The 26,707-nt window shown below is 44.3% G+C and carries 27 protein-coding genes and 1 pseudogene; 15 read left to right on the top strand and 13 right to left on the bottom strand.

Translation table 11 applies throughout. The annotated features are described in order from the left end of the window. The first annotated feature begins 46 nt into the window (after positions 1 to 46). The 3 genes and pseudogenes from OQJ75_RS17660 (at position 47) to OQJ75_RS17650 (ending at position 2,672) form a co-directional block, all read left to right on the top strand. Positions 47 to 1,279: pseudogene (locus OQJ75_RS17660) on the top strand (MerR family transcriptional regulator). Continuing rightward, positions 1,280 to 1,843, top strand: a complete 564-nt coding sequence (locus tag OQJ75_RS17655) for a GNAT family N-acetyltransferase (protein ID WP_265974175.1) — start codon at positions 1,280 to 1,282, stop codon at positions 1,841 to 1,843. A gap of 280 nt (positions 1,844 to 2,123) precedes the next feature. After that, positions 2,124 to 2,672 carry a carboxymuconolactone decarboxylase family protein gene (locus OQJ75_RS17650; RefSeq protein WP_265974174.1) on the top strand — a complete coding sequence of 183 codons (549 nt, stop codon included), beginning with the start codon at positions 2,124 to 2,126 and terminating at the stop codon, positions 2,670 to 2,672. Between the two features lie 91 nt (positions 2,673 to 2,763). On the opposite strand, the gene OQJ75_RS17645 is transcribed toward OQJ75_RS17650, so the two are convergent. Further along, entirely contained in the window at positions 2,764 to 4,191 is a 1,428-nt protein-coding gene (locus tag OQJ75_RS17645) for a PLP-dependent aminotransferase family protein (RefSeq protein ID WP_265974173.1), read from the bottom strand. A 124-nt stretch (positions 4,192 to 4,315) separates the two neighbouring features. On the opposite strand from OQJ75_RS17645, the gene OQJ75_RS17640 reads away from it, so the two are divergent. Continuing rightward, positions 4,316 to 5,215 carry a DMT family transporter gene (locus OQJ75_RS17640; protein ID WP_065206311.1) on the top strand — a complete coding sequence of 300 codons (900 nt, stop codon included), beginning with the start codon at positions 4,316 to 4,318 and terminating at the stop codon, positions 5,213 to 5,215. Positions 5,216 to 5,372: 157 nt separating this feature from the next. On the opposite strand, the gene OQJ75_RS17635 is transcribed toward OQJ75_RS17640, so the two are convergent. Beyond that, on the bottom strand, positions 5,373 to 5,798 hold the full coding sequence (locus tag OQJ75_RS17635) for a DUF3010 family protein (protein WP_010432976.1): 426 nt from the start codon (positions 5,796 to 5,798) through the stop codon (positions 5,373 to 5,375). A gap of 544 nt (positions 5,799 to 6,342) precedes the next feature. Beyond that, positions 6,343 to 6,690, bottom strand: a complete 348-nt coding sequence (locus OQJ75_RS17630) for a DUF3316 domain-containing protein (RefSeq protein WP_017076504.1) — start codon at positions 6,688 to 6,690, stop codon at positions 6,343 to 6,345. Positions 6,691 to 6,951: 261 nt separating this feature from the next. On the opposite strand from OQJ75_RS17630, the gene OQJ75_RS17625 reads away from it, so the two are divergent. Both OQJ75_RS17625 and OQJ75_RS17620 read left to right on the top strand, forming a co-directional pair. Beyond that, on the top strand, positions 6,952 to 7,821 hold the full coding sequence (locus OQJ75_RS17625; protein ID WP_017076503.1) for a LysR family transcriptional regulator: 870 nt from the start codon (positions 6,952 to 6,954) through the stop codon (positions 7,819 to 7,821). A gap of 4 nt (positions 7,822 to 7,825) precedes the next feature. Next, positions 7,826 to 8,497 carry an endonuclease III domain-containing protein gene (locus tag OQJ75_RS17620; protein ID WP_265974172.1) on the top strand — a complete coding sequence of 224 codons (672 nt, stop codon included), beginning with the start codon at positions 7,826 to 7,828 and terminating at the stop codon, positions 8,495 to 8,497. A 173-nt stretch (positions 8,498 to 8,670) separates the two neighbouring features. On the opposite strand, the gene OQJ75_RS17615 is transcribed toward OQJ75_RS17620, so the two are convergent. Beyond that, positions 8,671 to 10,332, bottom strand: a complete 1,662-nt coding sequence (locus tag OQJ75_RS17615) for a methyl-accepting chemotaxis protein (protein WP_265974171.1) — start codon at positions 10,330 to 10,332, stop codon at positions 8,671 to 8,673. A 275-nt stretch (positions 10,333 to 10,607) separates the two neighbouring features. Between OQJ75_RS17615 and OQJ75_RS17610 the strand changes: the two genes are divergently transcribed. The 5 genes from OQJ75_RS17610 to dgcA all read left to right on the top strand — a co-directional run bounded on the left by OQJ75_RS17610 (position 10,608) and on the right by dgcA (position 15,161). Beyond that, the gene (locus tag OQJ75_RS17610) at positions 10,608 to 11,120 is read left to right on the top strand and encodes an RNA methyltransferase (RefSeq protein WP_017076500.1); all 513 of its coding nucleotides are present in this window, start codon (positions 10,608 to 10,610) and stop codon (positions 11,118 to 11,120) included. A gap of 86 nt (positions 11,121 to 11,206) precedes the next feature. Next, positions 11,207 to 12,043 carry an SGNH/GDSL hydrolase family protein gene (locus tag OQJ75_RS17605; RefSeq protein ID WP_135457063.1) on the top strand — a complete coding sequence of 279 codons (837 nt, stop codon included), beginning with the start codon at positions 11,207 to 11,209 and terminating at the stop codon, positions 12,041 to 12,043. 84 nt (positions 12,044 to 12,127) lie between these two features. Beyond that, the gene (locus tag OQJ75_RS17600) at positions 12,128 to 13,018 is read left to right on the top strand and encodes a LysR family transcriptional regulator (protein ID WP_265974170.1); all 891 of its coding nucleotides are present in this window, start codon (positions 12,128 to 12,130) and stop codon (positions 13,016 to 13,018) included. Positions 13,019 to 13,109: 91 nt separating this feature from the next. Further along, positions 13,110 to 14,117, top strand: a complete 1,008-nt coding sequence (dgcN, locus tag OQJ75_RS17595) for an N-acetyltransferase DgcN (RefSeq protein WP_265974169.1) — start codon at positions 13,110 to 13,112, stop codon at positions 14,115 to 14,117. Positions 14,118 to 14,174: 57 nt separating this feature from the next. Next, positions 14,175 to 15,161, top strand: a complete 987-nt coding sequence (gene dgcA, locus OQJ75_RS17590; RefSeq protein ID WP_265974167.1) for an N-acetyl-D-Glu racemase DgcA — start codon at positions 14,175 to 14,177, stop codon at positions 15,159 to 15,161. 94 nt (positions 15,162 to 15,255) lie between these two features. Here dgcA and OQJ75_RS17585 read toward each other — a convergent pair whose 3' ends face one another. The 8 genes from OQJ75_RS17585 to OQJ75_RS17550 all read right to left on the bottom strand — a co-directional run bounded on the left by OQJ75_RS17585 (position 15,256) and on the right by OQJ75_RS17550 (position 19,474). Next, a complete protein-coding gene (locus OQJ75_RS17585; protein ID WP_265974201.1) occupies positions 15,256 to 15,984 on the bottom strand; it encodes an HAD-IIB family hydrolase in 729 nt (242 codons plus the stop codon). Positions 15,985 to 16,095: 111 nt separating this feature from the next. Then, positions 16,096 to 16,251, bottom strand: a complete 156-nt coding sequence (locus OQJ75_RS17580; RefSeq protein ID WP_017631564.1) for a DUF3012 domain-containing protein — start codon at positions 16,249 to 16,251, stop codon at positions 16,096 to 16,098. A 237-nt stretch (positions 16,252 to 16,488) separates the two neighbouring features. Beyond that, positions 16,489 to 16,845 carry a ribosome hibernation-promoting factor, HPF/YfiA family gene (gene hpf / locus OQJ75_RS17575; protein ID WP_017061680.1) on the bottom strand — a complete coding sequence of 119 codons (357 nt, stop codon included), beginning with the start codon at positions 16,843 to 16,845 and terminating at the stop codon, positions 16,489 to 16,491. 338 nt (positions 16,846 to 17,183) lie between these two features. Continuing rightward, on the bottom strand, positions 17,184 to 17,651 hold the full coding sequence (locus tag OQJ75_RS17570; protein ID WP_248641824.1) for a hypothetical protein: 468 nt from the start codon (positions 17,649 to 17,651) through the stop codon (positions 17,184 to 17,186). A 1-nt stretch (position 17,652) separates the two neighbouring features. Beyond that, the gene (locus OQJ75_RS17565) at positions 17,653 to 18,060 is read right to left on the bottom strand and encodes a hypothetical protein (RefSeq protein WP_052880377.1); all 408 of its coding nucleotides are present in this window, start codon (positions 18,058 to 18,060) and stop codon (positions 17,653 to 17,655) included. Between the two features lie 60 nt (positions 18,061 to 18,120). After that, positions 18,121 to 18,615, bottom strand: coding sequence for a hypothetical protein (locus tag OQJ75_RS17560; protein ID WP_265974166.1), 495 nt, complete (start codon positions 18,613 to 18,615; stop codon positions 18,121 to 18,123). A 3-nt stretch (positions 18,616 to 18,618) separates the two neighbouring features. Next, positions 18,619 to 19,104: a hypothetical protein gene (locus tag OQJ75_RS17555; RefSeq protein WP_265974165.1), complete on the bottom strand. Its 486-nt coding sequence runs from the start codon at positions 19,102 to 19,104 to the stop codon at positions 18,619 to 18,621. Positions 19,105 to 19,126: 22 nt separating this feature from the next. Continuing rightward, on the bottom strand, positions 19,127 to 19,474 hold the full coding sequence (locus OQJ75_RS17550; RefSeq protein WP_017075899.1) for a hypothetical protein: 348 nt from the start codon (positions 19,472 to 19,474) through the stop codon (positions 19,127 to 19,129). A gap of 310 nt (positions 19,475 to 19,784) precedes the next feature. Between OQJ75_RS17550 and OQJ75_RS17545 the strand changes: the two genes are divergently transcribed. Together OQJ75_RS17545 and OQJ75_RS17540 are read left to right on the top strand one after the other, a co-directional pair. Beyond that, positions 19,785 to 20,369, top strand: coding sequence for a hypothetical protein (locus OQJ75_RS17545; protein WP_265974164.1), 585 nt, complete (start codon positions 19,785 to 19,787; stop codon positions 20,367 to 20,369). A gap of 426 nt (positions 20,370 to 20,795) precedes the next feature. Next, positions 20,796 to 22,226 (top strand): YfcC family protein, encoded by a 1,431-nt coding sequence (locus OQJ75_RS17540; protein ID WP_265974163.1) that lies wholly within the window; start codon positions 20,796 to 20,798, stop codon positions 22,224 to 22,226. A 110-nt stretch (positions 22,227 to 22,336) separates the two neighbouring features. Here OQJ75_RS17540 and glgC read toward each other — a convergent pair whose 3' ends face one another. After that, on the bottom strand, positions 22,337 to 23,557 hold the full coding sequence (gene glgC, locus OQJ75_RS17535; protein ID WP_176678819.1) for a glucose-1-phosphate adenylyltransferase: 1,221 nt from the start codon (positions 23,555 to 23,557) through the stop codon (positions 22,337 to 22,339). 400 nt (positions 23,558 to 23,957) lie between these two features. Here glgC and ompW point away from each other — a divergent pair, with 400 nt between their 5' ends. Then, complete coding sequence (gene ompW, locus OQJ75_RS17530; protein WP_265974162.1) at positions 23,958 to 24,599, top strand: outer membrane protein OmpW; 642 nt, start codon at positions 23,958 to 23,960, stop codon at positions 24,597 to 24,599. 202 nt (positions 24,600 to 24,801) lie between these two features. Next, a complete protein-coding gene (locus tag OQJ75_RS17525; RefSeq protein ID WP_265974161.1) occupies positions 24,802 to 26,610 on the top strand; it encodes a choice-of-anchor I family protein in 1,809 nt (602 codons plus the stop codon). The last annotated feature ends 97 nt before the right edge of the window (positions 26,611 to 26,707 follow it).

The raw sequence follows: 26,707 nt of genomic DNA, 5'->3' as shown, positions 1-26,707 counted from the left end.
ACAGCTTCATAGTTTATCTTTGCTACCGAAATGAGAGGGGAAGTGCATGTATCGTATCTCTGAACTGGCCGATTTAGTTGGACTGAGTCGCTCGACATTGCTGTATTACGGCAAGCTAGGTTTGATTGAAGCTCAACGCCAGAGTAATGGTTATCGTCTGTATTCAGAAAAGGATCTGCAGCGTGTTCGGTTGTTACAACAACTGCAAGCGGGCGGGTTGACGCTTAAAGAGTGCCAAGCCTGTTTAGATGCCAAGATAGAACGCAGCCTGTTGGAAAATCGCCTTAAGCAGTTGGATGAAGAGCTAGTACAAAAGCAGCGTTCACGAGATCTATTAGCTGCAATGTTAGGAGAAAGTGGCTTAGAAGAGTGGCATGAGTCGATGGACAAGCTTGCGCCAGATGCACACCTCGATTGGTTAATTAAGCAGGGCTTTGATGAGAAGCAGGCTCTGCGATTGAAGTGGTTATCGAAAGACATGAATGAACATGAGCAATACATGGCGGATTTTGGCGTCATTTTTGACGGATTAGAACGGTTAGGCCCAGGAACAGCTGAAGATACTTTAGCGGCATTGGCACAAGTTCCTCACACACCGAAACACGTCCTTGAGATTGGTTGTGGTAAAGGTATTGCCACCTCTGTGCTGGCGAAAGCCCTCAAAGAAAATCAACCCGATGTGCAGATTATTGCGGTCGACAATGATCAACCGTGTTTAGATATTCTGGCTCAGCAAGCACAAGCATTCGGCTTAGAAAGCAATATTAAAACTGTGTGTGCGAGCATGATGGATTTGCCGCTTGAAGCTAAGTCGTTTGACCTAATCTGGTCGGAAGGCAGTGCTTACATAATGGGTGTTCAGAAGGCGTTAAAGCAGTGGCGAAAGCTACTCGCCGATGAGGGCATCTTGGTCGTGAATGATTTGGTCTGGAATACAGACAGTCCAAACGAATCAATCAAAGTGTTCTGGCATAAAGAGTATCCAGATATGACCACGGTAGCTAAACGTATCAAGCATGCAAAGGCGGCGGGGTATCAAGTCTTAGATGACTTTGCGATGAGCGATGCAGGCTAGCTTGCCTATTATCAGCCTTTACAAAAGCAAGTAGAGTCTTTGAAAGTAACGATGCCAAACTCAAAAGCGCTCGCAGATTGCGACAATGAAATTAAAAAATTCTTCAATAACAGCAGGCTTAAGAGTGAATATCTAGAAGACTCTCAAGGCTCAGCTAAGCGTGATTTTGATTATCACTTCTTTGTGTTGAAGAAAGTACAGTAAGTGAAGAACACTATGAAATTTAGACAACATGATTTAAGCGAGATCGAAACGATCACTCAACTTTTTACTCAAACCTTTACCGATTCAGAAGGCGAGAACGAGGGTAAAACAGTAGGTAAGCTTGCGAACGATCTTTTAACGACCACTGATTCGACAGAGCTACTTTGTTTTGTTGCTGAAGACGATTCTAGTGAGTCGGATAGCACGATTGTGGGTGCGATTATTTTTACTCCGCTTTCATTTGACGATGAAACTAAGGCTTATTTGCTGTCACCTGTAGCGGTGAGCACTCAGGTACAAAAGCATGGTATCGGCCAAAAGTTGATTAACTTCGGCTTAGAGACTCTAAAAGAACAGGGTGTCGAACTTGCTGTAACTTATGGTGACCCTAGTTATTATTCAAAAGTGGGTTTTAATCAAATCACTATTGATCAGATCCCAGCCCCATTTGATTTGAGCTACCCACATGGTTGGATCGCTCAATCGCTGACTGGCAGTGAAATCAGAGTCACAAGTGGAAAGTCGAACTGCGTTAAAGGCTTGGCTCACGCTGAATACTGGTAGTCGCTCAAAATAAAAACTCAGACTAATTAGAAGCCCATCAGGTCTCACTTGATGGGCTTTTTTGTTTTTAATCAGCAGGATAGTTTGAAAGTGGTTCAATTTAAAACCGTATTATTTCACTTGGTTTTTTATCCTCTAGGAATGTATTGAACAATTGTTCAAAATAATACTTGAACGATCGTTCTTTTTTGATCTATATTGTTTTCACGCCAACGGAGAACAGTCATATATCACTCCGATTGTGAATCAAATTAGTATAAAGAATCGAAAGGAATAGAACATGAGCAACTTTAAAATTCACTCAGTAGAATCAGCACCAGAGCAAAGCAAGCCCATTCTTGAAGGGGCTGTAAAACAGATGGGGCGAGTTCCTGGTCTTTTTGGGGTGATGGCTGAATCACCTAATACTCTCAAAGCTTACACGCAGCTTCATCAAGCATTTAGTGATTCGTCTTTTGATGCTGATGAGTTAACCGTGGTATGGCAAACCATAAATGTTGAGCACGAGTGCCACTACTGTGTGCCTGCACATACTGGCATTGCACATTCAATGAAGGTTGATCCTGCAATTACCGAAGCACTTCGTAACCGTACTGCACTGCCAACTGAAAAACTGCAAGCATTGCACGACTTCACGTTAAGCATGGTACGTAATCGTGGCAATGTGCCAGCGGACGAAATGGAAGCCTTCTTTGCGGCGGGTTACGGTCAACAACAAGTGCTAGAAGTCATTCTAGGTTTGTCTCAGAAAGTGATCAGTAACTACGTAAACCGTGTTGCTGAAACGCCAGTAGACAAGGTGTTCGAACAGTTTGCTTGGCAAGGTTAATCGCTTTTAAGTAAGCCAAGATCTGATAATGATGAAAGCCCCGCTCGGTTGAGCGGGGCTTTGTTGTTTGGGCTATGTGGGCCTAATCTGGTTAATGTGTATGCTTAGCGATTATCTTCGCTAATGTCACAACCCCTTCTTTCCAATCTTTACTCTCTTCAATGTTAGCCACAGTAAAGCGCAAACAGTGCTTGAATTGATCGTGGGTACCAAAAACGGTGCCGGGTAAGATCCCTAGTTTATGTTTCAAGCAATCTTGATAAACGGCATAACTGTCGACCGATTCCGGCAGTGTTATCCAGTTTAAAAAAGAGCCTTCTGGCTTCGATAAATGATAACGCCCTTCAAGATGAGGATAGCTGTCCAATGCTTGTATTAATAAGCTTTGAAACTGCTTTTGATTGGTTTGATAGAGTCGTTTCATTTTGGACAGGTGACTGCGGTATTTGCCTGTGGTGAGAAACTGTCCGACCGCCGATTGCATGAGATTGGAACTGCCCATGTTGTCGCATAAAAGGTACTTTTCGACTTGAGCTTGGTAACGTCCTGAAAGTAACCAACCAATGCGTAGGCGAGAGTCTAAGGTTTTGGATAGCGAGTTCACGTAGATAACTCTATCTTGGTCATCAAGTTCTTTTAGGCTAGAAATTGGTGTATCAAACGCTAGACTGCCGAACACATCATCTTCGATAATCGGCAAAGATCCGGTTATCTTCAACAGCGCTTTTCGATTTGCCAAAGGCATACGAGAGCCCGTTGGGTTGGTAAAGTTTGGTGTTAGCAGTAGCGTTTTTACTTCCCATTTATCCAATGCACTTTGTAGTGAAGGGATGTCGATTCCGTGGCTAATACTGCTTGGTATTTCAAGAGCCTGTAACCCAAGTGATTCAAGTAGTAGTAAGTTACCGAAATAACACGGCGACTCAACAGCGACGATGTCACCCGGTTTGGTTAATGCCCGCAGAGCCAAACTGATCGCCTGTTGAGCACCGTGAGTAATCGCAATCTCTTTCGATCCCGCGGGCACGCCTAGATCATGGGTGATCTTTAACAATTGCTTTACTAATTGCTCGTCGCCAGGAGGTAGTTGGTAGTAACCGGGTAACTGAGTTTGCAATCGACTGTGGCGACCGATCTCGGCGTATAAACTACGAATAGCGGGGTTGTTGATGTTGGGATGTGCAGAACCTGCTAAAAGCTTCAAGCGACCCTTTGGACGAGAGAGCACCGATTTAGTGACAGAGAGTAGGTCGACTTTTTGAGGTTGACTTGGCGTGTCCCAACTTGTTGTATTGGGCGCTTTGACACGATAACCCGACTTGGGGACCGAATAAACCCAGCCTGTAGCCTCCAGTTCTTGATAGGCACGAATCACGGTGTTTTTGCTCACGCCAAGCTGTTCACTGAGTTGGCGGATCGAGGGAAGGCGATCATCTGGGTGAAAGAGCCCTTTATCAATTTGAGCCTTAATATGTTGTTCGGTAGCAAGGTATTTATTGCCGCTGAGTTCTACTTCCACGTTATTCTCCCTCGTTGCTCACTCTCAATCTGTAACCATTTAAAGTGTTATATCTGTATCTTTATTAGTTATCTGTACCCAACTAAGGTAACAGCATTGATGAAGAGTTGACCAGAGGTTTGTAATGCTGATTAAAATGATTCCGTTTGTGTTTGTAATATTGTGGTCGTCAGGTTTTGTCGGCGCACGTCTTGGTGTGGAATACGCGGAACCCGCAACATTACTCTCACTGAGGATGGTGGCCAACGTAGCGCTGTTCTTGGTTTTGATTGCAATCCTTAAGCGTCGAATTCCTCGTGGTCGAGCATTCTTCCATGCTTGTGTGGTCGGCATCTTGATTCATGGTTTCTACCTTGGTGGCACTTATCTGGCGATTGATATGGGTATGCCTGCAGGGTTGAGTTCTTTACTGGTAGGCTTACAGCCAATTCTTACCGCATTGATTATGATCAGTTGTACTTCACAGCGGTTTAACTTCGCACAATGGCTGGGTTTAGCCCTCGGCTTTGCGGGCATTAGCCTAGTGTTGATGGGAAATATTGAATGGCAATCAGATGATCAAAAGGGCATGGCGACGCTGTTGTGTTTGGTTTCGCTGGTGGGTATCACGGTCGGTACTCTGTACCAAAAGCGTTTCTGCAAAGGGACGGATATGGTCGGTGGCGCGATGGTGCAATATCTTGCTGCAGCTTCGTTGTTTTTACCTTTCGCAATGCGTTACGAAACTATGCAAGTGAACTGGACGGTAGAATTCACGTTAACTCTAATCTGGCTGGTGGTTGTGTTGTCCTGTATCGCAATACTGTTGCTACTGTACATGGTAGAGCATGGAGCATCTTCAAGTGTGGCATCGGTGTTTTATTTAGTACCACCAACGACGGCAATTCAAGCTTGGCTTATCTTCGGTGAATCGTTCGATATCTATGGCGCAATGGGGTTTGCTCTGTCGGCCGCTGCGGTATATTTGGTGGTCAAAAAGCCAGAGCTATTCAAGTCTCGAAGACACGCTGCATTGAATCGCTGAGAATCGCTTAACCGTTAATAGTGAGCAAACATATAGCTTCAGCTATTGGATATAGGCTGAACGAGAAGTGTTAGGCCTAAAACTGACATGATAGATATGAAAAAAGAGCCTGAATATTCAGGCTCTTTTCGTTTGGATCATTTTTTTCGTCTATGAACTAGCGCTGCATCAAGCAAGCGTAAGCCGTTGTAAACGGTGCTTCTTGGTATTGCTTAAGGCCAGTTTCTTTAAACTTCATCATAAGAGGATTGCGCTTTAGGCTCTCTTTGATGTCAGCAGGTGATACAACGGTTACGTCTAGGCCGTCGATCAGTTGAATTGCTGCTTCTAGTTTGAAGCCAAAGCCACCGCCAGCAAATTTGCCTTTTGTTTGGCGTTGACGAATCACAACTTTGTCTACTTGGTAATCTTCCATCAACTTTGCAAAAGAGAATTGAAAGTCTTTCATATTCTGCGTGTCGTTTGCGTCGCTAATCGCAACCTTAGAAACTCGGCAATCAGGGATATTAAATACACCATCTGACAGAGAAAGAAGACAGATGACTGCATCGTTACCTTTGATTTCAACACCACAAATTTTCATGTTCATACCTATTTACTTTTGAGCCGTACATTATGGTGCTATTTCCAATACTTCTCCAGTGTTTGAGCATGTCTAGGGTAAATAAGTGCGATATTTGCTTTCTTCAGATCTTTTTCAAGTTGACGTTTGGTTAAGTATTCGACAGTTGATTCAAGGGTAACGTTTGCTATGCGACTAGGCTCACAAACTTTTAGCTAGCTTTTAAATTGATACTGTATATTATGCGCGCGTCCCTATTTACTGTGTGGTTATAAACCCCCTTATGAGTATCAACAACCTCTCAATTAAGAGTAAAATTGTGATTGAAGCGGCGCGCGCAGGCGAACAAGGTCGTGGTTTGGTCGTCAACCTGTCATGAGTAGCGAGAATCGAAATAGATTGATCAAACCGAATTGTCAGAAAAAAATAGCCAAAGAAGAATAAATCAAAAAGCCCGCACTCTATGAGTGCGGGCTTTCTTTTTATATACGGACTTTTTTGTTGAGATACAGGCTTTCATTTTAGACACGCAATGTGCTTTGCCGATCTAGTCAATAAGTCTGGGTTAGCTGCTGCGACCGTCTTTGTATGTGTAACGGTAGTCAACTTTTACATTCGCTTGGTAATGGATGTCGCCACTCATGTTAGTGATTTTTTTCACTTCCATATTCGCGTCATCAATCTTGAACGAATCGTATTTTGTTGTTTGTTGGAACTGTGGCAGTTCTCTAGAAAGCTCAAAAGGTGTCTTTGCGCTTAGCTCATCCATAAGGTTTGTTCCTGCATCGTATGCTTCCGCTTCAGTAACAAATGTATCAGATTTTAGCGTTGTTTCTTGAATCGTTGTTTTGGTTGCTGCAAACGCTGTCGTGCTGAGTACAAGAGTTGATGCAAGTATGATTAATTTTTTCATAGGAGTACCTTACTTTGTTGAAGTACCTGTGTTCCGGTACAGAACTAACATACCAATGAAGTGGTAAGATGAGTGTCAGAGGGAATGCTAAATTTGTTAGTGTTCGGTGAGGAATATTGAGAAATGTCAGGGCTTGGTTGGAATGATTTTGAGCGATTGTAGATGGCGAAGATTTATGCACAGAGCATAGCAAGCCAGTGACACTGATTTATAACTTCAATACACTGTATGGGTAACCATCGTTCAGAATAAGGTAAAGGTATGGCTAATTGGGAAGGGGTCAGTGAGTTTGTTGCAGTAGCAGAGCGTGAAAGTTTTACAGGTGCAGCGCAGAAGCTTGCTACGTCTGTGGCTCAAATCAGTCGCAGAGTGGCGAATCTTGAAGAGCGCTTAGCTGTGAAACTACTCAATCGAACGACTCGTAAGGTTTCCCTAACAGAAGCTGGCCAACTCTATTATCAGCAATGTAAGTTGTTGGTAGAAGGCTTAGAAATTGCAGAGTTAGCAGTAACCCAGATGCAATCTACACCCAAAGGTTTGCTCAAAGTGACCGCACCTGTAACCTATGGTGAGCGCCAACTTGCCCCAATACTCCATCAATTTTTAAAGCTTCACCCGCAGGTAGAACTTGAGTTGATGCTGACCAACCAAAAGCTCGACCTTATCGATTCTGGCGTTGATGTGGCGATTCGCCTTGGCCGATTAGAAGATTCAAGCCTCGTGGCCAAGAAGCTGTCTCAACGACAACTCTATGTATGTGCCAGCCCTGAGTACATTGAACGTTATGGTGAGCCGCATACGCTTTCTGAGTTGAGCAATCATCAATGTTTAGTGGGTGGTTTTGAACATTGGCGTTTCAAAGAGAATAATCGCCCTCGTTCGGTTCGTGTCAACGGGCGTATTAGGTGTAACAGTGGTCTAGCCTTGCTGGATGCAGCGAAGCAGAGCATTGGCTTGGTGCAATTACCAGAGTACTACGTGAGTGAAGACCTTGATTGTGGAGAGTTGGTTGAGGTGCTATCGGATTACCGAGACGACAAAGAGGGGATCTGGGCGCTTTATCCTCAGAACCGTAATTTGTCTTCAAAGGTTCGCTTATTAGTCGATTTCCTATCTGAGCAACTGGATTAGTTCTATGACGCCAAGCCACCGTAATGCAATCAGTCCAAACGACTTGATACTCAGAGTGTTCGATACACTTGAGCTGCACTATGGCTATTTTGATTGGTGGCAAACGGATGCTCCTTACCAGGTAATGCTTGGCGCTATTCTGGTTCAGAACACCAATTGGAAGAATGCAGAGAAGGCGATAGATAACCTTGGAGAAGACTGTAATCCGAAAGCCGTTGCTATGATGGATATTGATGAGCTTGCGCAGAAGATACGTTCCAGTGGTTATTACAATCAAAAAGCCATCAAATTAAAGGCTGTTACGGAATGGTTTGCGAGTTATGAATACGATCTGTCTGTAGTGAAGCAGCAAGATAAGAATCAGTTGCGAAAAGAGCTATTGGAAGTCAAAGGAATCGGCGGTGAAACGGCTGACGCGATTCTGGTGTACGCGATAGGTAAACCTTCTTTTGTGATTGATGCATACGCAAGAAGGATCTTCACTCGCAACGGGCTTGATGTCCCTAAATCGTATGAGAAATTCCGAGCCTTGATGGAGAATGTGATTCCGTTGGACACACAAAGGTATGCTTACTATCATGGCTTATTGGTAGAGCACGGTCAGCAGTTTTGTAACCCAAAGCCCAAGTGTGAACATTGCCCACTGAATCAAGGTTGCGCTAAGGCAGGAGTTTAACTTTAGTTCGACTCAACGAGTTTACTGTATCAATATATCATTGGAATAAAAAACGGGCTTCAGAATGGTGATTCTGAAGCCCGTTTTTTTATGTGGTGCGAAAACTTTTATGTGGTGCGAAAACTTTTATAGTTAAGTAGCATTTGCTTGTTATTAACTAGACTGAAAATGTATTAAACCGTGAAGCGATCCACTAAGTGGTAAAGCTCATTCGCGCGGCTGTTTAGGTTCTGGCTACCTGTACGGTTTTGATTCGCCAGTGATGCCGATTGTGAGCTTTGATCTGAAATCACGACAATACGTTGTGATATCTCTTGGCCTACAATGTTTTGTTGTTCAGTCGCGGTTGCAATAAGCGAGTTCATGTCCATGATGGTATCAATCGACGCCTGAATTTTCGCCAGTGCTGCAGCAGCGGCATTCGCTTCTTCTACGGTTTGAGCACTTCGATTTTGACTCGAATCCATGGCCTTTACGGCGGCATCTGAAGCGGCTTTTAGCTGTTGAATCATTTTGTGAATGTCGCCCGTACTTTCTTGAGTACGACTTGCCAGTTTACGTACCTCATCCGCTACCACCGCAAATCCACGTCCTTGTTCACCAGCACGTGCGGCTTCAATCGCTGCATTCAGTGCTAACAAGTTGGTTTGCTCAGCAATATCTTGAATGACTGTCAGTGAAGACGAGATATTTTGTACATCACCTTCAAGTCTAGATACCACAGTGTTCGCTTCTGATACTTCGCTGGCAAGGCCTGCAACCGAGTTTGCAGCCGCATTAACAATCTGTTGAGCTTCTTTGGCGTTGTTTTCCGCTTGTTTGGCAGAGTCTGCTGCTTGACTTGCATTGCTTGAAATCTCTTGTGCCGTCGTGGTCATCTCGGTCATTGCGGTCGCGACCTGTTCTGTTTCTTCACGTTGGCCTGTGGCAATCTCGTCAACCTGTGCGGCGCGAGAAGACATGCTGCTGGTTTCTGATACGACTTGCTGGCCCACATCGCTTACGCTACGAATGATGGTTTGCAGGCTAGCAACGAAGGCATTGAAGTTTTCGCTGAGCTTGGTGAACTCTGGTGCTTTGAACGCTTCCATTCGTGCGGTTAAATCGGCTTCACCACTAGCAAAAGCGCTAATCGAACGGTCAAACTGCTCAAGTGGCTGCATTATCGTACGATTCACAGCAACAGCGAATACAGCAACAACAAGGGCAATCAGACCACAGAAAATTGCGATAGCAGTTAATGAGCTTTGTAGAGCGACATTCGAGCTCTCTTTCATTTCTGCAATAACAGCATCGATATCATCGGTATAGAAGCCAGTACCAAGCATTAAGCCCCACTGTGGAACAAATACTGAATAGCTTAGCTTTGGTAGCGCGACAGATTGCCCCGGTTTTGGGAAATAGTAAGTCGTGAATTCACCCAGTTTGGAGTTCTTAATGAGGTCGCGGATTAAGTAGTTACCTTTCTTGTCTTGTAGGTCGAAGTAGTTGTTACCAATGCCATCGTTACTTTGCCCAACAACGACTCGGACACCTTTAGAGTCATAACCAAAAATATAGCCAGATTCGCCATATTCTAATGTTCTCAGTGTTGGTAGAGCTTCTTCAAGCGTTGCCCCTCTGTCCAAAAATGGGCTTATCGAAGAGTAGGCCATTTGGAGATACGCTTTGAGTTCCTTTTCTTTCATCACCATCATATTGCTACGCGTCGATTCTACTTGCTGAGCCGTTAGCTCGGTGCTCTTCATATAAGTCACGCTCATCATCCCGATCGCCATTAGCAACAAGGGTATGAAGGAGAGAATATAGAGGCGATTCTTGATGGTTAGGGTCATGTCACGGTTCCTGTGCGATTGTCCAATGCAGTTTTCAACAGATTATTAATGTGGTTTCAAAATGTAAATGAACTTGTTGTTTAATTGTTACCCTAAATGGCATTTGTTTTGTAAATATGAAGGTGGTTCTGTTTTCTTGCTCGCAGGCCTATGTAATCAAGGGCAGTGCGCATAACTATGGGGATCGTTTATGTGCTTTTGAATTGGACGTTGCTTTGTTAGAATGCGACGCTTTGTAGCACCCTGCTATGTCTATTCGTTAAGTGAGAAAATTCATGAACAAAAGCCATGTGACTATTGGTTTAACTAACCCAAAGAGCCCGACGAATGTTGGTGCTGTTATGCGTGCGGCTGGTTGTTACCAAGTCGACGAAGTTAAATACACAGGGCAACGCTACGAAAAAGCCGCTAAATTCCACACCGATACTAAGAGTGCAACGCGCACTATTCCGCTGACTAGTGTAGAGTCATTTTTAGATAACCTTGATACAGAAACACAAATTGTGTGTGTGGAACTAGCAGAAGGCGCAACGCCATTGCCGCGTTTTAAACATCCAGAAAATGCTATCTATATCTTTGGCCCTGAAGACGGTTCTATTTCTCAAGATGTGGCAGATAGAGCCGATCACGTTGTGTATGTACCAACGGTAGGCTGTATGAATTTAGCTGCGACGGTCAACGTGCTACTTTATGATCGCCTTGCGAAATCGGATGAAATGGACGAGAGCAACGAGCTGATTAAGAAAAGCCGTGATAATCGCAACCACTTATTAGTCAAAGAAAAGTAATTCTCCGCTTCTAGTGTTATCTATCCCTCATGCAATCGGATATTATCTGAGTTCACCACCAGATAATTGAAGGGTTAGATAACACCATGGAAGACAAGCAATTACTTGCCGCGCTACAACAAAATCCTGTCCTCGATTTATACCAGTTATTCCAAGAAGTCGGTCAAAACCACTCTTTATATGCTTTATTAGAGCGATTATCTTCCCTTAAAGAACAGCATCAATTGAATACTCGTCTTAGCCCTTTCAAGCCTCACATTGAAGGATTATTGGCTCAATTCGATAGCACCACGTCTGATAGTGAAATCCTCGAATCGGTCGCAATCCAGTCTGAGATTCAACAGCGAGGCCACAGCATGAGTCGCTACATCATGACATCAGATAATCACCGTCATTTTTCGCCAAAAGCGGATCTAGTCGTGTTTGGTGATTCGATCACTGAATGGGCTCCGTGGGCGGATATTTTCCGTGATGTCTCAATGGTCAACCGTGGCCTTGCGGGCGATACCACAACGGGCATGTTGCGCCGTATTGATACCACGTTGAACGTGAAGCCAAAGCTGGTGTGTTTTATGGCGGGAATTAACGATCTTGCACAAGGTTACAGCGTTGATCATATCTACCAAAACTATGTTGAGATACTGACAACATGGAGAGCTCAAGGTATTACTGTTCTTGTTCAATCAACGCTGCACGTAGGCAATAAACTACAAGGGTTGAATCCTCAAGTTTCAGAACTCAATAAAAGACTACAGGCTTATTGCCAACAACATGATATCGAGTTTTTGGATGTAAACCGTGTGCTAGCACCGAATCAATTACTATCCAATGAATACAGTTGTGATGACTTGCATTTGAATGCCAAGGCTTATCAAGTTTGGGCTGAGATTCTCCAACCTAAGATAGAAGCGTTATTAAAATAAACTCGCTCAGGTAACGGATTAGATAGCTGATTAGATAAGTGATTAAACAGTTAAATAGTTAAGTGAACCCAAAAGGACATTGATTTGAACCTAAGACAGTTGGAAGTCTTTTACGCCATCATGCAAACTGGCACCGTATCTGGAGCCGCACGTAATCTGCATGTGTCACAACCTAACGTGACGCGTATTCTGGCGCACACAGAGCAACAACTCGGCTTCGGTTTATTCGAGCGTGTTAAAGGGCGCTTAGTACCAACGGTTGAAGCGAAAACTTTGTTACCGGAAGCGGAGAAAGTCTACCAACAACTGGGTCAATTTCGTTCTTTGACCAACAAAGTCAAGCAAGGCCATCAGCACCTGCGTATTGGTGCACCACCGATTCTGGCGACTAAATTGCTGACTCCGGTAATAGCCCAAATGTCTCGCGAACAAGAGCTCTCTTTTGAGTTGCTGACTGCCAATCGCGATGAACTGTGTGCTGGGTTGTTAAAGCATGAGCTTGATATTGCTATCGCGTTTGGCGATGAAGCGCCGCCGGCTATATTAAGTGAAATGCTCTTAACCGAGTCACTCAAGGTTTTGGTTCCATCCAATACGGTTGAGCAGTTACCGGCAGACTTAACGCTAGATGATCTGATCAATTATCCGTTGCCAATCATCGGGCTCGATAGCCGTGACCCATTAGGGCTGCTGTTACATCAAAGCCTTGTGGCGCGAGATGCGCATTATCATCATCCAATATCTGTGCGTGGATACAGCGCGGCAGCTGAACTGGTGAAACACCAAGCAGGGTTTGCGATTGTGGATCCGTGGACGGCAAAGCAGTACCAAAATGACGATTCGGTTTGTGTGTTGCCACTTCAACCAGATATCCAATTCTCGGTATCGATGCTTTGCGCAGAGCACACCCCTCAGTCGATTTCCGTTAAGCAATTTATCGCTTCATTGAAGAACCATACTCACCCTATAACTTAAGGTTATAGGCTCGCCATAAATAGGCATTCGGCAGCTTCGAAGTTCTTAATTAAAGTAAATCCATACAAGGATTTATTAATTAGGAATACTCATGTCTATCGCTCAACCTTACCTTCTTTTTCTTGGGGATGTTACCGACCCACTTGCCGCAAAAACAGCTCGCGGTATCCACCAATGGCGACCAGAAATTTGCCTAGGTCAGCTTCGTTTAACAGACGATACCGTTTCATTAGGCTTAACGGACATGACCTTGCAAGAGGCGCATGCAGAGGGTGCGAAAACACTAGTGATTGGCACAGCAAACCCAGGTGGTGTTATCCCTGATTCTTGGCAGTCAACCATAATGGAAGCTGCAGAAATGGGATTTCAGATTGCATCTGGCATGCACCAGCGCTTGAGTGAATTTTCACCGCTTGCTGACATGCAGCAACACGGATTGACTAAGCTTCATGATGTACGTCATTTTGACGGTGTTCTTAATGTTGGTAACGGTAAACCACGACAAGGTAAACGCCTTCTCACAGTCGGAACCGATTGCTCAGTAGGCAAAATGTTCTCGGCACTGGCGATAGAGAAATCCCTCAAACAAGCGGGAACGTCAGCTCAGTTTAAAGCTACGGGGCAGACAGGTATCTTGATTGAAGGTTGCGGGATTTCAATTGATGCTGTGGTCGCGGATTTCATTTCCGGCGCGGTTGAAGCGATTAGCCCCGATTTTACCGACCACGATTGGGACATCATTGAAGGCCAAGGTTCGTTGTTCAATCCGTCTTTTGCAGGCGTGAGTTTGGGATTATTGCATGGCGCACAAGCTGACGCTTTGGTGTTGTGTCATGAAGTCGGGCGACCACATATTCGCAACCTTCCTCATGCGCGATTACCAAGCATAGAACAGACCATTGAAGCTAACTTGCAAGCCGCGCGATTGACGAATCCAGACGTGAAACTGGTCGGTATTTGTTTAAACACATCGGCGATTAGCATTGAAGATGCTGAGACATTGTGCCAAGAATGGACCACACTTTATCAAGTACCAGTGACGGACCCGGTTCGTTTTGGTGTACAAAATATTACTGATCATTTGCGACATTCACTTTAACGACTTCATCATTTCTACGTTTCCATTTGTTAAAGCGAACATCAACCGAGTGAAATTATGAAGATTACAGCAGAACCCATTACTATCGCGATGCAAACGCCTTTTCGCATATCTCGTGGCAGCCGAACTGAGTGCCACGTTGTTCGTGTTTACATTGAACATGGTGGCAAACAAGCTCAGGGCGAATGCACGCCTTACCCACGATACGGCGAGTCATCGGAGTCTGTGTTAGCGCAAATTCAACAAGCGTCTAGTGCCCTTGAAGCTATGTTTGAACGAGGCGTTACCGATCCGGCAGAGCTAAGAGATCATCTTCAGTCTTTATTGACCGGAGGGGCAGCGCGAAATGCGGTCGATTGTGCGCTTTGGGATTTCGAAGCGCAGCAGAACGACCAGATGTTTCCAAATAGCTTGTTTGAGTTACCTGCTCAAATTGTGACTGCAATGACCGTCTCCATTGGCACACCAGAAGCGATGGCGACCCAAGCTCGAGATTATGTGGCGAATGGGGCAAAACTTCTAAAAGTGAAGCTTGATGGCGAGCAGGTAGTAGAGCGTGTTCGCGCTGTGCGAGAAGCGGCATCCGATGTTCAGATTGTACTGGATGCTAATGAAGCGTGGACAGGGTTGAACCTCGAAGAGTTGTTCAATCAACTTACTGAGTTTGATATCGCAATGATCGAGCAACCTTTGCCGCAACAACATGATGCGTCATTGGCACACATCAATCACCCGATCCCACTGTGTGCTGATGAAAGCTGTCATACCACTTCGCAACTTCCATCTTTGTTAGGCAAGTATGAAATGGTCAACATCAAGCTCGATAAAACGGGTGGCTTGACTGAGGCATTAGTACTTGCAGAAGAAGCGCAAAGGCTCGGGTTTACTCTGATGTCGGGTTGTATGCTTGGTACATCGTTGGCGATGCGTGCAGCTCTGCCTATTGCGGTTCAATCTGAAATCGTCGACCTCGATGGCCCAGTATTACTTGGCAAAGATGTCGCACCAGCACTGACTTATCGAGATGGGATGATTATTCTCTAAGTTCGTTGAATCCATCTAATCGATAGATATGACATAAATGAAATCGCATGAGTGAAATCTTGTGCGATTTTTGCTTCAAAGTCTGAGCGATTATCTAAATTACCTCACTTTTAAGCCTCAGCAGCGCATCTACAAATTCTGCAAACCCATAGCCACCCGGTTCTGACATTACCTTGCTTGGATGATGTTCTAACTTATCCCAATAATGTTGAATGCTAGCCACGCCAACGGTGAGTGTCAGTGATTCGAACATCTGTTGATCGTTCATTGAATCGCCGACATAGCAGGCTTGATTGTGGATTTTTTCAAGCGATAGGCCTTTATTCGTAAGGAAACGGTGCACGGCATTTTTCTTTGAGTACTCTCCATACCAAGCATTGATATGAATTGAACTTGCCGTCGCGTGTGCGCCTAAAGAATGTATTCTATCAAGTACCGCTTGCACTATTTCAGGATCAACAGGCTTACGGTTTTGGCCGATATCAATCGCGACTTCACACAAGCGGTAAGATTGGTCCAAAGTTAGGGATAGGTCTGGGTAACTCAGCAAGATCGCTTCGACTTGTTGTTTGAGCTTGGCTTGGTTCTGACGCACTTGTTCTAGCGGCGTCTCCGAAGAAAGCTGTAACGCGCCATTCTCTCCAAGCACGGCATCGACAGGCCAAAGTTGCGCGATATGGTCGCACCAACCCGCACAAGCACCAGTCACGGCGACCACTTTGATTCCACTGTCTCTCAGCTTTTGTAACGCAATCAGGGTTTCAGGAGGCAGTGAACCTTGCCAAGTGAGCGTGTCATCGACGCCGGTTAATACCCATTCGATGTGCTTCCAGTTGTTGTCTAGTTAGTGTTCCATTAAAACTCACTTATTCCATGGATTGTTTTACACAGAGCGTATTAATTCAGCCTAATGTAGAGCTAAAAGCTAACCCGCCTAGAAAATACAGTGTTTAGCAAAATCGCCCGCTTCATTCGCCGTCCAGTCGCCTTTAGGCTTCTCTTTCATATCCGCACACCAAGCTTCACTTCCCACCTCTGTGCAAGCCATTAACTGAGTGGCTAGGAAAAGGATCAACGCGACTTTCTTCATAACAAATATTCCGTTTTGGTCTAGATTTCTGTTTATAACTGTATCAAATACCACAAGTGATTGTTATAGCTGCTAAGAACTTAAGGGCGTTAAAAATGATGTGGGTTTGAGCTGAATTCAAGAGGCGGTAAAGAAGGGAGGGTTTGCTTTGCTGTAAGATCGAAAAAGCCAGCATGTGCTGGCTTTGAAATTCTTAATAAGTGTCTATTAGTTATTTCGCTTTAACTACTTATCGATTTATACCAATTTCATCTCTTGGATGATGTCCGAAGCAATCTCTGGCTTCGTACTTGTTGGTTTCTCGTGTAGGTCGGCTTTCAATTGTCCCTTACGGTTACTTAGGCCCGCTTCAAGTTTCTTAAGTGCTGCAGCGATAGCTGGGTACATAACATCGTCTGTCGATTTTGCTGTTACTCGTACACCTTCGTAGTTGGTGAATACTTCAACCTGATGTTGACCGTGTTCTTTAGTAATGATGATGTCGCAACTGATCAGTGATGGGAAATGGTTAGATATCTTCTCGAATTTACCTTCGATGTCTTTGCGTGACTCGTCGTTAATTGATACATGATGTGTTTGAACATTTATTTTCATAAATCATACCTTTCCAATGACTGTGTCATTTAAACGTAGCAAACATCGGATAGATTAACCAACTGAGAATTAGCACATGTGTGATTGACTTCAGTGTTATCAAATATTCTCTTGTTACTCCCTTGAAAGTCCGATGAACTGATCGCATATTATGTTTCGTGTTTTAGAGACATGTTCAAAAAAACTCCATCCTTGATAATTTGCGCTAAGCTACAGCGAATTCCCAGTGAATCTCTCTTTATCGGTTTTATAATTCCGAACTTGTCACTCCATTGATTTTCTTTCCAGCTCACTTATTTTTTTCTTCTTTGAATAAAAACTCAGCTTAAGTTACTAATTTATAGACACTCAACTGCCCACTCCATATTGAAGTGAAACTCTCCTGCTGTTAGTTGAGACTCGGGTATAGTAATACGTGCTCGAATATCGACCTCTTTATTGGATGCCAGTTGATCGACAGGAAATTCGACGCCCTGACGCCAATAATTAATGTCACCTTCATAGCGAACCGGCGTTTCGACTTTGAATCGCACAAGTTCTGAAATGCGAGACTCATCAATTGAGCCTAGGTCAATATGTTGCAGTTTGAGCAACAATCGAGAATCTTTGCGATTGGACTCCAGCTTGAGCGTGATTGCTCTGCCATCGTATTCTCGACCAAAACTCATTTCACCTTGGTTATTGATCACTTCTAAACCGCAGCGTTCTCTCACATGCTTTTTAAAGCTTAATGTAGAGTGATTATTGGATGCCAATGTACAGTTGGATAAGCTGATTAAAGTGAACGCGACAATAAATCGTAGCATGTTAGTTCACCATAACGCGGACAATAAAGTCCGTGACCGCTTGTTCAGTAACAGCCACATTACTGATGGTTTGCTTATCTTTGAGAGAGACCTGATAGCTTGAGCTCAGTACAATATCGGCATGATGATATTTGTATTCGACAATAAGATCGCACGTGACACGGTCGGTTTGCTTAATTTCGACGGTAGTATCGGTGTAGTTAACGCGACTTTCGGTGTCGATTAACTCGATACTCGACCAATCGATGTATTCAGAATTCGACAGCGCATCAAAGATTCGGCGTTGGTGGTTGTCTGAACCATCGACGCACATTTGATTGAAATGTTCGACTTCTTTTCTATCAAACCCTGTGCTCACGGCATAGGGCGCGATAAACAATATCGCCAAGTATAAAACTAGAGTTTTCATAGTGCCTCTGGGTCAGTAAGCCCTCTTGATTAGAGGGCTTACCGTGGGAGAGATGATGGGTTAGTTACACTCAATCTTCCATTTTGTTTTTACTTCGTAATCTTCACTTGCATCGAGATTGCTTTCATCAACCGCAACACGAGCGAAAAGATTCATATTGTTATCTTCACGAATTTGATCTCGAGTGATGTCTACACCCGATTCCCAGCTAACTGCCGATTGGTCTAGCTCTGTTGTACCCGTTGACTGGAAAAACACATCGCTCTTTTGAATTTGTCCGTCAAACGATTCGATTTTGATCTCTTCTGCTCGAACTTTGATTCCGTTTCTGTTGCTGACTAACTTTACAGTCGCGTGAGATTCATTGTAACTTTCGCCAAAAGCTAGGTCGGCTTTATCTTCTGTAGCCTCTATACCGCATTGAGATTCAACCGATGCCGAAAACACGACATCTCCAGTTTTGTCATCTCCATCACCGGGAGGTTGTGCAAATGCCGATCCAGTGGCAAAAATAGATACGGCTGCTAGGCCAAGTAATGGTTTTTTATTAAGCATCTTTTACTCCGAAAAAGTGGTATTGCTTTGTTTCATCTTCAGCAGGCGATATTTCTCTGCTTCGATTTGTAATAGCTTGAGCTCATGTTCCGCTTGAGCCAGCTCTTCTAATCGTTCTCGCTCACGGAGCTCGAACTCGTAGAGTCGACGACAGTCAACTCGATCCTCACCACCAAACTGCAGTGTGACAGCGGCGTAAATGCCTGCTTCATCCTGATTCTGGTAGTAATAGTTGTTGTAATAGCTGTCGCTATCTTCATTACCCGTTGAGCCATAGGTACCGAACTGAACTGTTTTGCCCGTTGAAATGGCTTGCTCACACGAAGCTCCTTCAGAGGTACGAACTCGGTCGGTTCCTGACGGGTTGGATACACTCGGTATCGGGTTTGCCAATGCAGGGCTTGTTAGAGAAAGACTGGTCAATGAAGCGATAGCCAGTGCAACGACAGTCAATAAAGCTCTGCGTAGCGTGGTTATGATTTTGTGCATCGTGAGTACCGTTTGAATTTGATTAATACCGTTTAAATTTAAGGTTCGTACACACTTCGTAGCTGTTCGGAGAGTCCGTTACCATGCGTGTGCAGATCTTTTTCTTGGTTGTTTGAGCTGCTGGTGTCTTAACATTGATGTCCAGTTCTAACTCTTGGTTCGCATTCAGTGTGATTTTGTTTGGGAATTCTTTGTCATCAATTCGCAGGTAGTAATCCGCTTGTTTGGTGTAACGGTTTACTAATAAAAACCTCACCTGCGTTTTATCGGAATAGGTCTGAAATTCGGTATTTTTCCATTTGTGCACGTTTGCATTTGCTAAAGAGCTGCTCAGCAATAAAGCTGCAGTAATGATGTAAATAGCCTTCATGAGAACCTCAAAATGATGATCGAGATCTCATTTTAGTTTCGTTCGAACGCAGGACTTACCATTTTGCGCCACTGACATAAGGCTGACAGTACGGTAAAAATGGTGTCGGTTTTTCATTTAAGATAGTTTGTCGTTTGAAATCGAAGAAGAGTGGAATCTTTGAGAGGGTAGAGCGGAGGTCAGTTATGGTCGTAGTTTTTATCAATTCGTCATTCAATATCACAATTACTGATATAAAGAACAGTTATCCGTTGAGGCGACGATTAGTACGGGATACTCTAACGGCTTCATTATATTTGGACCCATCACCATGAAAATGCCTGTCAAATTCGCTGCAATCGCGGCTTCCCTTTCTTTCGCTTTTAATGCTTTTGCTGCACCTGTTGAGTTTCAGAAAATTCCAGAAATCATGCAACAATTTGAAACCGCCGAGTTGTACGTTAAGAAATCCGTCACTTTAGGCCGTTTGCCTGCGGAGTCTGAAATTGGCGTTGATTTTCCTACCTACGTTTCAGATGGAAAGGGTGGTTACAGCTTAGAAACCAATAATGTAATGACGGACGATGTAGTTATTGCAAGCATGCCGAAAGCGATTGTTGATGATGTTTTCAACCAATGGTTGGTTCCAAAGGATACGTGGATCAGCAGCTATGGTTCACTGCCAACATCGACCACAGAATTTAAGCCGTTTAAGCGCATTAAAACCATCAAAGCGATTAAGATCGATGTAGAAATGCTTGAGCTAATGGGCAGTGAAGATGGCAAAACTGCAGTGATTAAAGTGAGCTGGGATGAAAAAGGAATGAAGGTATATAAGGATGGCTACTTAGCAGATTATGAGTACGGTATTGCTCCTCATGAGATGCAAGAGAACTACGAACTAGCCCCTAAGTAACCGATTAGATCTGTCTCTCGATATATTTGTCAAAGCGCGCTGTTTTACAGGGCGCTTTTTTATGGCTCAACAAAATGTGATAAAAATCACGCTTTCCTGACATTTTACCGCCTGTTGTGCTAGTATGCGCCGCTTGTCTTTGTAATTGATAAAAAACGCATTACCCAAACAGTCTTTTTCTGTTTATCTGCTTGTAATGACCTCATTCAGTTTGGCCTGACTTGGCTGAACATCTGCATTTTGCTCGGACGCAAAGAGAGTAGTTCTCACTACTTCACTATGTACATTTGAGAGCACCATCTATCAAAGGCCTTTTAGAAACAGCCTAATTAGCGCGAACTTAGTTCAGCGTGAAGGGTTTCGTTTTCCCAAAAATCCCCCTTGGCGGCCAAGTACTTCTTGGTTGCTGACAAGTAAGGAGTCTATATGACGTCTACGGTATCTACGTCCGTACCTACATCTCCAGCTGGTAACTCAGCTTCGACAGAGAAAGAAGTAAACCACCCGTTTCTTTCTTTGGTCATCATGGTAATTGTTGCAGCAATCGCAACCTACTTTATCCCTGCTGGTGAATTTGAACGAGTGGTCATGAATAGTCGCACGGTTATCGACCCAGACAGCTACATACTCTTAGCGAGCAATCCCACAACATTAGCCTCTTTTTTCGAATCATTTTTTAAAGGCTTCAAATCCGCTTCTGGCGTGATGGGTGTTGTGGTATTTGTTGGTGGTGCTTTCGGTATCATCAAACACATGGGTCTGCTAGACGCATCGGTTGTTGCGCTCACTACTAAACTGAAGAAACAAGGCTTGTACGTGATTGCGCCTGTGATCATGACGGCGATCTTCTTCAACGTAACCTTCACGGGTATGCGTGAGCTTGACGTTATTTTCATCTCGCTGATGATCCCTATCTGTATCAAGCTTGGCTACGATGCGATCACGGCTCTTGGTGTTGTCCTACTCGCGAGTTGCGCAGGTTTCGCGGCCGCGTTGGCAAACCCATTCTTCACGGGTATCGCACATACTATTGCTGAACTCCCTATGTATTCAGGCATGTGGTATCGCTTTATTGTCGGCATGTTCATGCTATTGACGGGGGCTTGGTATGTGTTGAGTTACGCACGCAAAGTAAAGCAAGATCCAACCAAGGGCTTGTTACACGGCACGGGTTACCACTACGAATCAAATGTTGAAGCGAAAACACTGACCACGCGTGAAAAGTTCGCAGGTATCGCATTCTTAGGCGTGTTCGCATATATGATCTTCGGTACCCTGACGATGGGCTTTGGTTTTACCGAGATTGCGGGTGCATTTGTGGCAATGGCGATCATTCCGGGCTTGGTGGCGGGTTTGTCTCCTAACAAGATCTGTGAATACTGGACTAAAGGTGTCAGCGATGTATTGGTCGCTGTATTAATTATCTTCTTCGCACGCTCAGTGTTGACTATTATGGAAGACGCGAAGATTGTCGACTCAATCATCTACTATCTTGCGCAGATCATTTCAGGCAGTTCTAAGCTTGTAGCTGCGGCGGGAATCTACTTCTCGCAAGCTGCAATTAACCTGTTTATTCCGTCGGGCAGTGGTCAAGCGGTTATCACCATGCCAATCATTATTCCATTGGCGGACATTGGTGAAGTAACTCGTCAAGTTGCGGCGTTGGCCTCTCAATTGGGCGATGGTATCTCTAACTACATTTACCCAACTAATGGTGGTTTACTGGCTGTACTGGCGATTGCAAAAGTGCCTTACACCAAGTGGGTTCGCTTCTTCTTACCGTTATTCTTGTTCTGGTCAGTGGGTGCGTTGGTTTCGGTTGTGATTGCTCAAATGATTGAGTTGGGTCCATTCTAAAGCTTGGTTTATTAACCGGATAAGATTTGGTTGAAAATTTCTAACCAAATAAAAAGGCAGCGAATTCGCTGCCTTTGTTGGTTTAGATAGAAGCGATTTCAAGTGACGCATCACTCTTCAAACTGATAAGACGAGGGCACGACTATTACGCCTTGTTTCGATATGTGGAAGCGCTTGGCATCGGCAAGGCTATCTATGCCGATTTGTGTTCCATCCGGTACTTTAACGTTCTTATCGATGATGCAGTTTTGAATGTGACAGTTTCGCCCGATCTCGACATCTTCAAACAGAATACTATCAATCACAATCGCGGCATTGCTGACTTTTACCTTAGGGAAGAAGATAGAGTTTTGCGCTGAACCACCTTCAATCACCACGCCATTGGCGATCATCGAGTTGATAAAGATCCCTTGGTTACCTTCTACCGAAGCAATAGTTCGTGCGGGCGGCAGTTGCGGATCATAGGTGCGAATTGCCCAATCCGGTTGGTACAAATCGATAGGTGAGGCTGGTTTCAACAAGTCCATATTCGATTGGTAATAAGAGTCGATTGTACCTACATCTCTCCAGTAAGCGTCTTGGGTTACGCGTCCTTCTTCGTCACCAAACTTATACGCGTAAACACTGTTGTTGCCGACTAACTTTGGAATGATGTCTTTACCGAAATCGTGGCTTGAGTCTGGATCTTCTGCGTCTGCCAATAATGCCTGTGTCAGTACTTCTTTATCAAAGATGTAAATTCCCATTGAAGCCATGCTTCGGGTCGGTCTGCCAGGTACGCACGCGGGGTAGCGTGGCTTCTCGGTAAAGTTATTGATTTGCAGAGATTCGTCTATCTCCATCACACCAAACTCTTTGGCCTCATCAATTGACACTTCCATACAGGCGACCGTCAAGTCAGCTTCATTCTGCTTATGTTGCTTGAGCATTGGTGCGTAATCCATGCGATAGATATGGTCGCCGGATAAGACTACTACATGCTTGGCTTCACTACGCGACAGCAAATACAAGTTTTGATAAATCGCATCGGCAGTGCCGCTATACCAGCTGTCACCTGTGCGCATTTGCGGGGGAACATTGGTGATGTATTCGCCGAGCTCGGGGTTAAGCACCGACCAACCATCACGTAAGTGTTTTTGCAAAGAGTGAGACTTGTACTGAGTCAGTACCAGAATTTGGCGAAGTCCGGAGTGAAGGCAGTTCGCGAGTGTGAAATCGATGATTCGATATTTGCCACCAAAGGGTACCGCAGGTTTTGCGCGGTTATCGGTGAGAGGGGAAAGCCGAGAGCCAACACCGCCGGCCAGAACGATTGTTAGAGTGTCTTGCATAGTCAGAACCTCAATGTATTTATGATTATGAACATAGACTTGCAAGCACCACGCCAAATGTAACTCATTGAATATTAAACGAGGTGACAATGAACTCTGCGAGACTGCACCAAATTGATGCGTACGGGATGTTGGATTGCTCTATTTTGATCCAAAGAGATCAGAGCAAAGTGAAAAGGTAGAGTTAACAAAATGATGCACGGAAAAGCTGCATTACAGAACTGTCAATAAAATGAAGGAATAAAGTGATCGGGTCGATATAAATTTACACAAATAATCATAACCTTTCACAAATTGATTTCCATCAATAAAGTAGGGTTATTGTATGTTACCTTGCACGCAAAATAAGAAATGATTACTCATTCACCAATAAAGAATAAGCCCTCAAAAGGAAATAATAATGAAAAAAACAGTATGTGGAATTGCGGTTATTGCGGCTCTTATGTCAACGAATGTTCTTGCTCATAAAGAAGGTGATTTCATCATCCGTGCAGGCGCAGCAACGGTATCTCCAAATGATAGTAGTGGTGCTGTGTTAAATGATCCGAATACAGAGTTCTCTGTAGACTCAAACACTCAGCTTGGTTTGACTTTCGGTTACATGTTTACTGACAACATCAGCCTTGAAGTACTAGCGGCAAGCCCATTTTCTCACAACATTTCTGCTACTGGCCTAGGTGAAATTGCTGATACAAAACACCTACCACCAACGTTCATGGTTCAGTACTATTTTGGTCAAGCAAATAGTGACTTCCGCCCTTACGTAGGCGCAGGTATCAACTACACTGTTTTCTTCGATGAGTCACTAAACCAAGGAGCGAAAGAGCTAGGCTTAAGTGATTTATCTCTTGATGATTCTTGGGGCTTAGCGGCAAACATTGGTATGGACTACATGATCAATGAAGACTGGTTCTTGAACGCATCGGTTTGGTATGCAGACATTGGAACGACAGCAAAATATAAGTTTAATGGTCAACAGTTCTCAACAGACGTTGATATCGACCCATGGGTATTCATGATCGGTGGTGGTTACAACTTCTAACCCACCTATTCAGTTTACTAAAGGCGCTCAAGCACCAGCCAGCTTGGGCGCTTTTTTTTGCTTGCTTGTTAATGGAATGCTCATTCCAACTTGCTGTTGTTATGGGTAAAAGAAACCGATTGTCGTCACCTATTGTTAACAAAAGGGAAAGATAACTGTCATAAGCGGCCTCTATGATCGCGATTCAAATTATGGAGGATATATGAATCGCAAATTTAATAAGCTGACTTTATTACTACCTATCGCAGTAAGCTCGGCTTTAGTTGGTTGTTCTCAATCAACTTCAAAGCCGACAACATCATCTCAAGCATCACTCGATGCTTTTAGTCTTCAATGCCAATCCATCCAACAGCCAATCGCAAGTGATGCTGAAGTTACCGGGCTTACTCTGGTGGGCAGTTCTATTGCTGACGCTCCGTTTGATACTTCTGCAGCCGAAATCGTCAGCTACGATTCATGTACCGATAAGCTTTATGTGGTTAACGCTCAAGCGCAGAAAGTCGATGTGTTGTCGATGAACGCTGACAGTTTGCCAAACTCCGAAGGCTCTATTGATCTTCAATCTGCAGCTTTAGCTTCGGGTATTAATATCGGTGCTGCGAACAGTGTATCGACTCATCAGGGCTTAGTTGCTGTCGCGATTGAAAATGCTGACAAACAACAAAATGGGATTATTGCTCTGTATCGCTCAGACACACTAGAGCTGATCACCACTTACACTGCTGGCGCATTACCAGACATGGTGAGCTTCTCGAAAGACGGCCGTTACATTGCATCGGCAAACGAAGGCGAGCCGAATGCGGATTACAGTATTGATCCTGAAGGCTCTGTGACGCTGGTCGATTTAGCTAATGGTCCTTTACAAGCAAAAGTGACTCAAATTGATTTCAAGGCATTCAATCAAGGTCAGCCTCGCCATGCAGAACTGACCGACAAGGTTCGAATCTCAGCGCCTAATGCGACCGTTGCCCAAGACCTGGAGCCGGAATATCTAACGTTTGCTGATAACGGCAAACTCTATGTGGCCCTGCAAGAGAACAATGCATTGGCAGCAATTGACGTGGCAAGTGGACAAGTCGATGCGATTCTTGGACTAGGCGGCAAGCATTGGGATACCGCTCAGTTGGATGCATCGAACAAAGACAAAAACATCGGAAATCTACAAAGCTACGCAATGTTAGAAGGCCTTTACATGCCAGACAGCATCACCAGTTACAGTGTTGATGGTAACACCTACATCGTGACGGCAAACGAAGGCGATGGCCGTGAGTATGGCATCAAGACGACGCAAAAAGTGTGTGATGACAAGGGCTTCGAGTGGGATGGTGACGACTACAAAGGCACTGAAAACTACACAACAGAGAAAGACTTTTGTATCGCTTATGTTGATGAAGTACGCGGCAAGAAGTTAGATGTTGACGCTAACCACCCATTGGCAGGTGCATTGAAAGACAATAAGCAACTTGCTCGCCTTAAGGTGATTAAGCCACAAGGAACACTTGCTGCTGACCAAAAGGTTCAAGCATTCGGTAGCCGTTCTTTCTCTATTTGGGATGAGTCTGGCGAGTTAGTGTTTGATAGCGGTGATGACTTTGCTCGAATCGTTCTTGATCAAGATCCTGCAAACTTCAATAGCACTAATGATAACAACCAAAGTGGTGACGATCGCAGTGATGACAAAGGGGTTGAGCCTGAAGCGATCGAAGTGGCTGAGATTGACGGTAAGCACTATGCCTTTATTGGTCTTGAGCGCCAAGGTGGCATCATGATTTACGACGTAACACAGCCTAAAAACGCAAGTTTCATCAGCTACTTGAACAACCGAGACTTTACACAACCAGTGTGTACCAAGGTTGATGAAGACGGTGATTGCGACAACCATACCTATAACTCGAAAGCGGGTGACTTAGGCCCAGAGTCAATCAAGTATTTCACTCGCTCTGGTAACCACTTTATTGCGGTTGGCAACGAAGTGAGTGGTAGCACATCAGTTTACCGCGTTGAGTTCTAATCTCGCTTATCGCTAGCAATTAGATTTAATCAAAACAAAAGCGCCACGACTTGTTAAGTCGTGGCGCTTTTTAGTTCATCGCTTATTTCATCGCTGA

Source organism: Vibrio sp. 14G-20, from assembly GCF_026241515.1.
GTDB lineage: Bacteria > Pseudomonadota > Gammaproteobacteria > Enterobacterales > Vibrionaceae > Vibrio.
The sequence above is the reverse complement of the archived record's forward strand: the minus strand, read 5'-3'. Positions and strand labels throughout refer to the sequence as shown.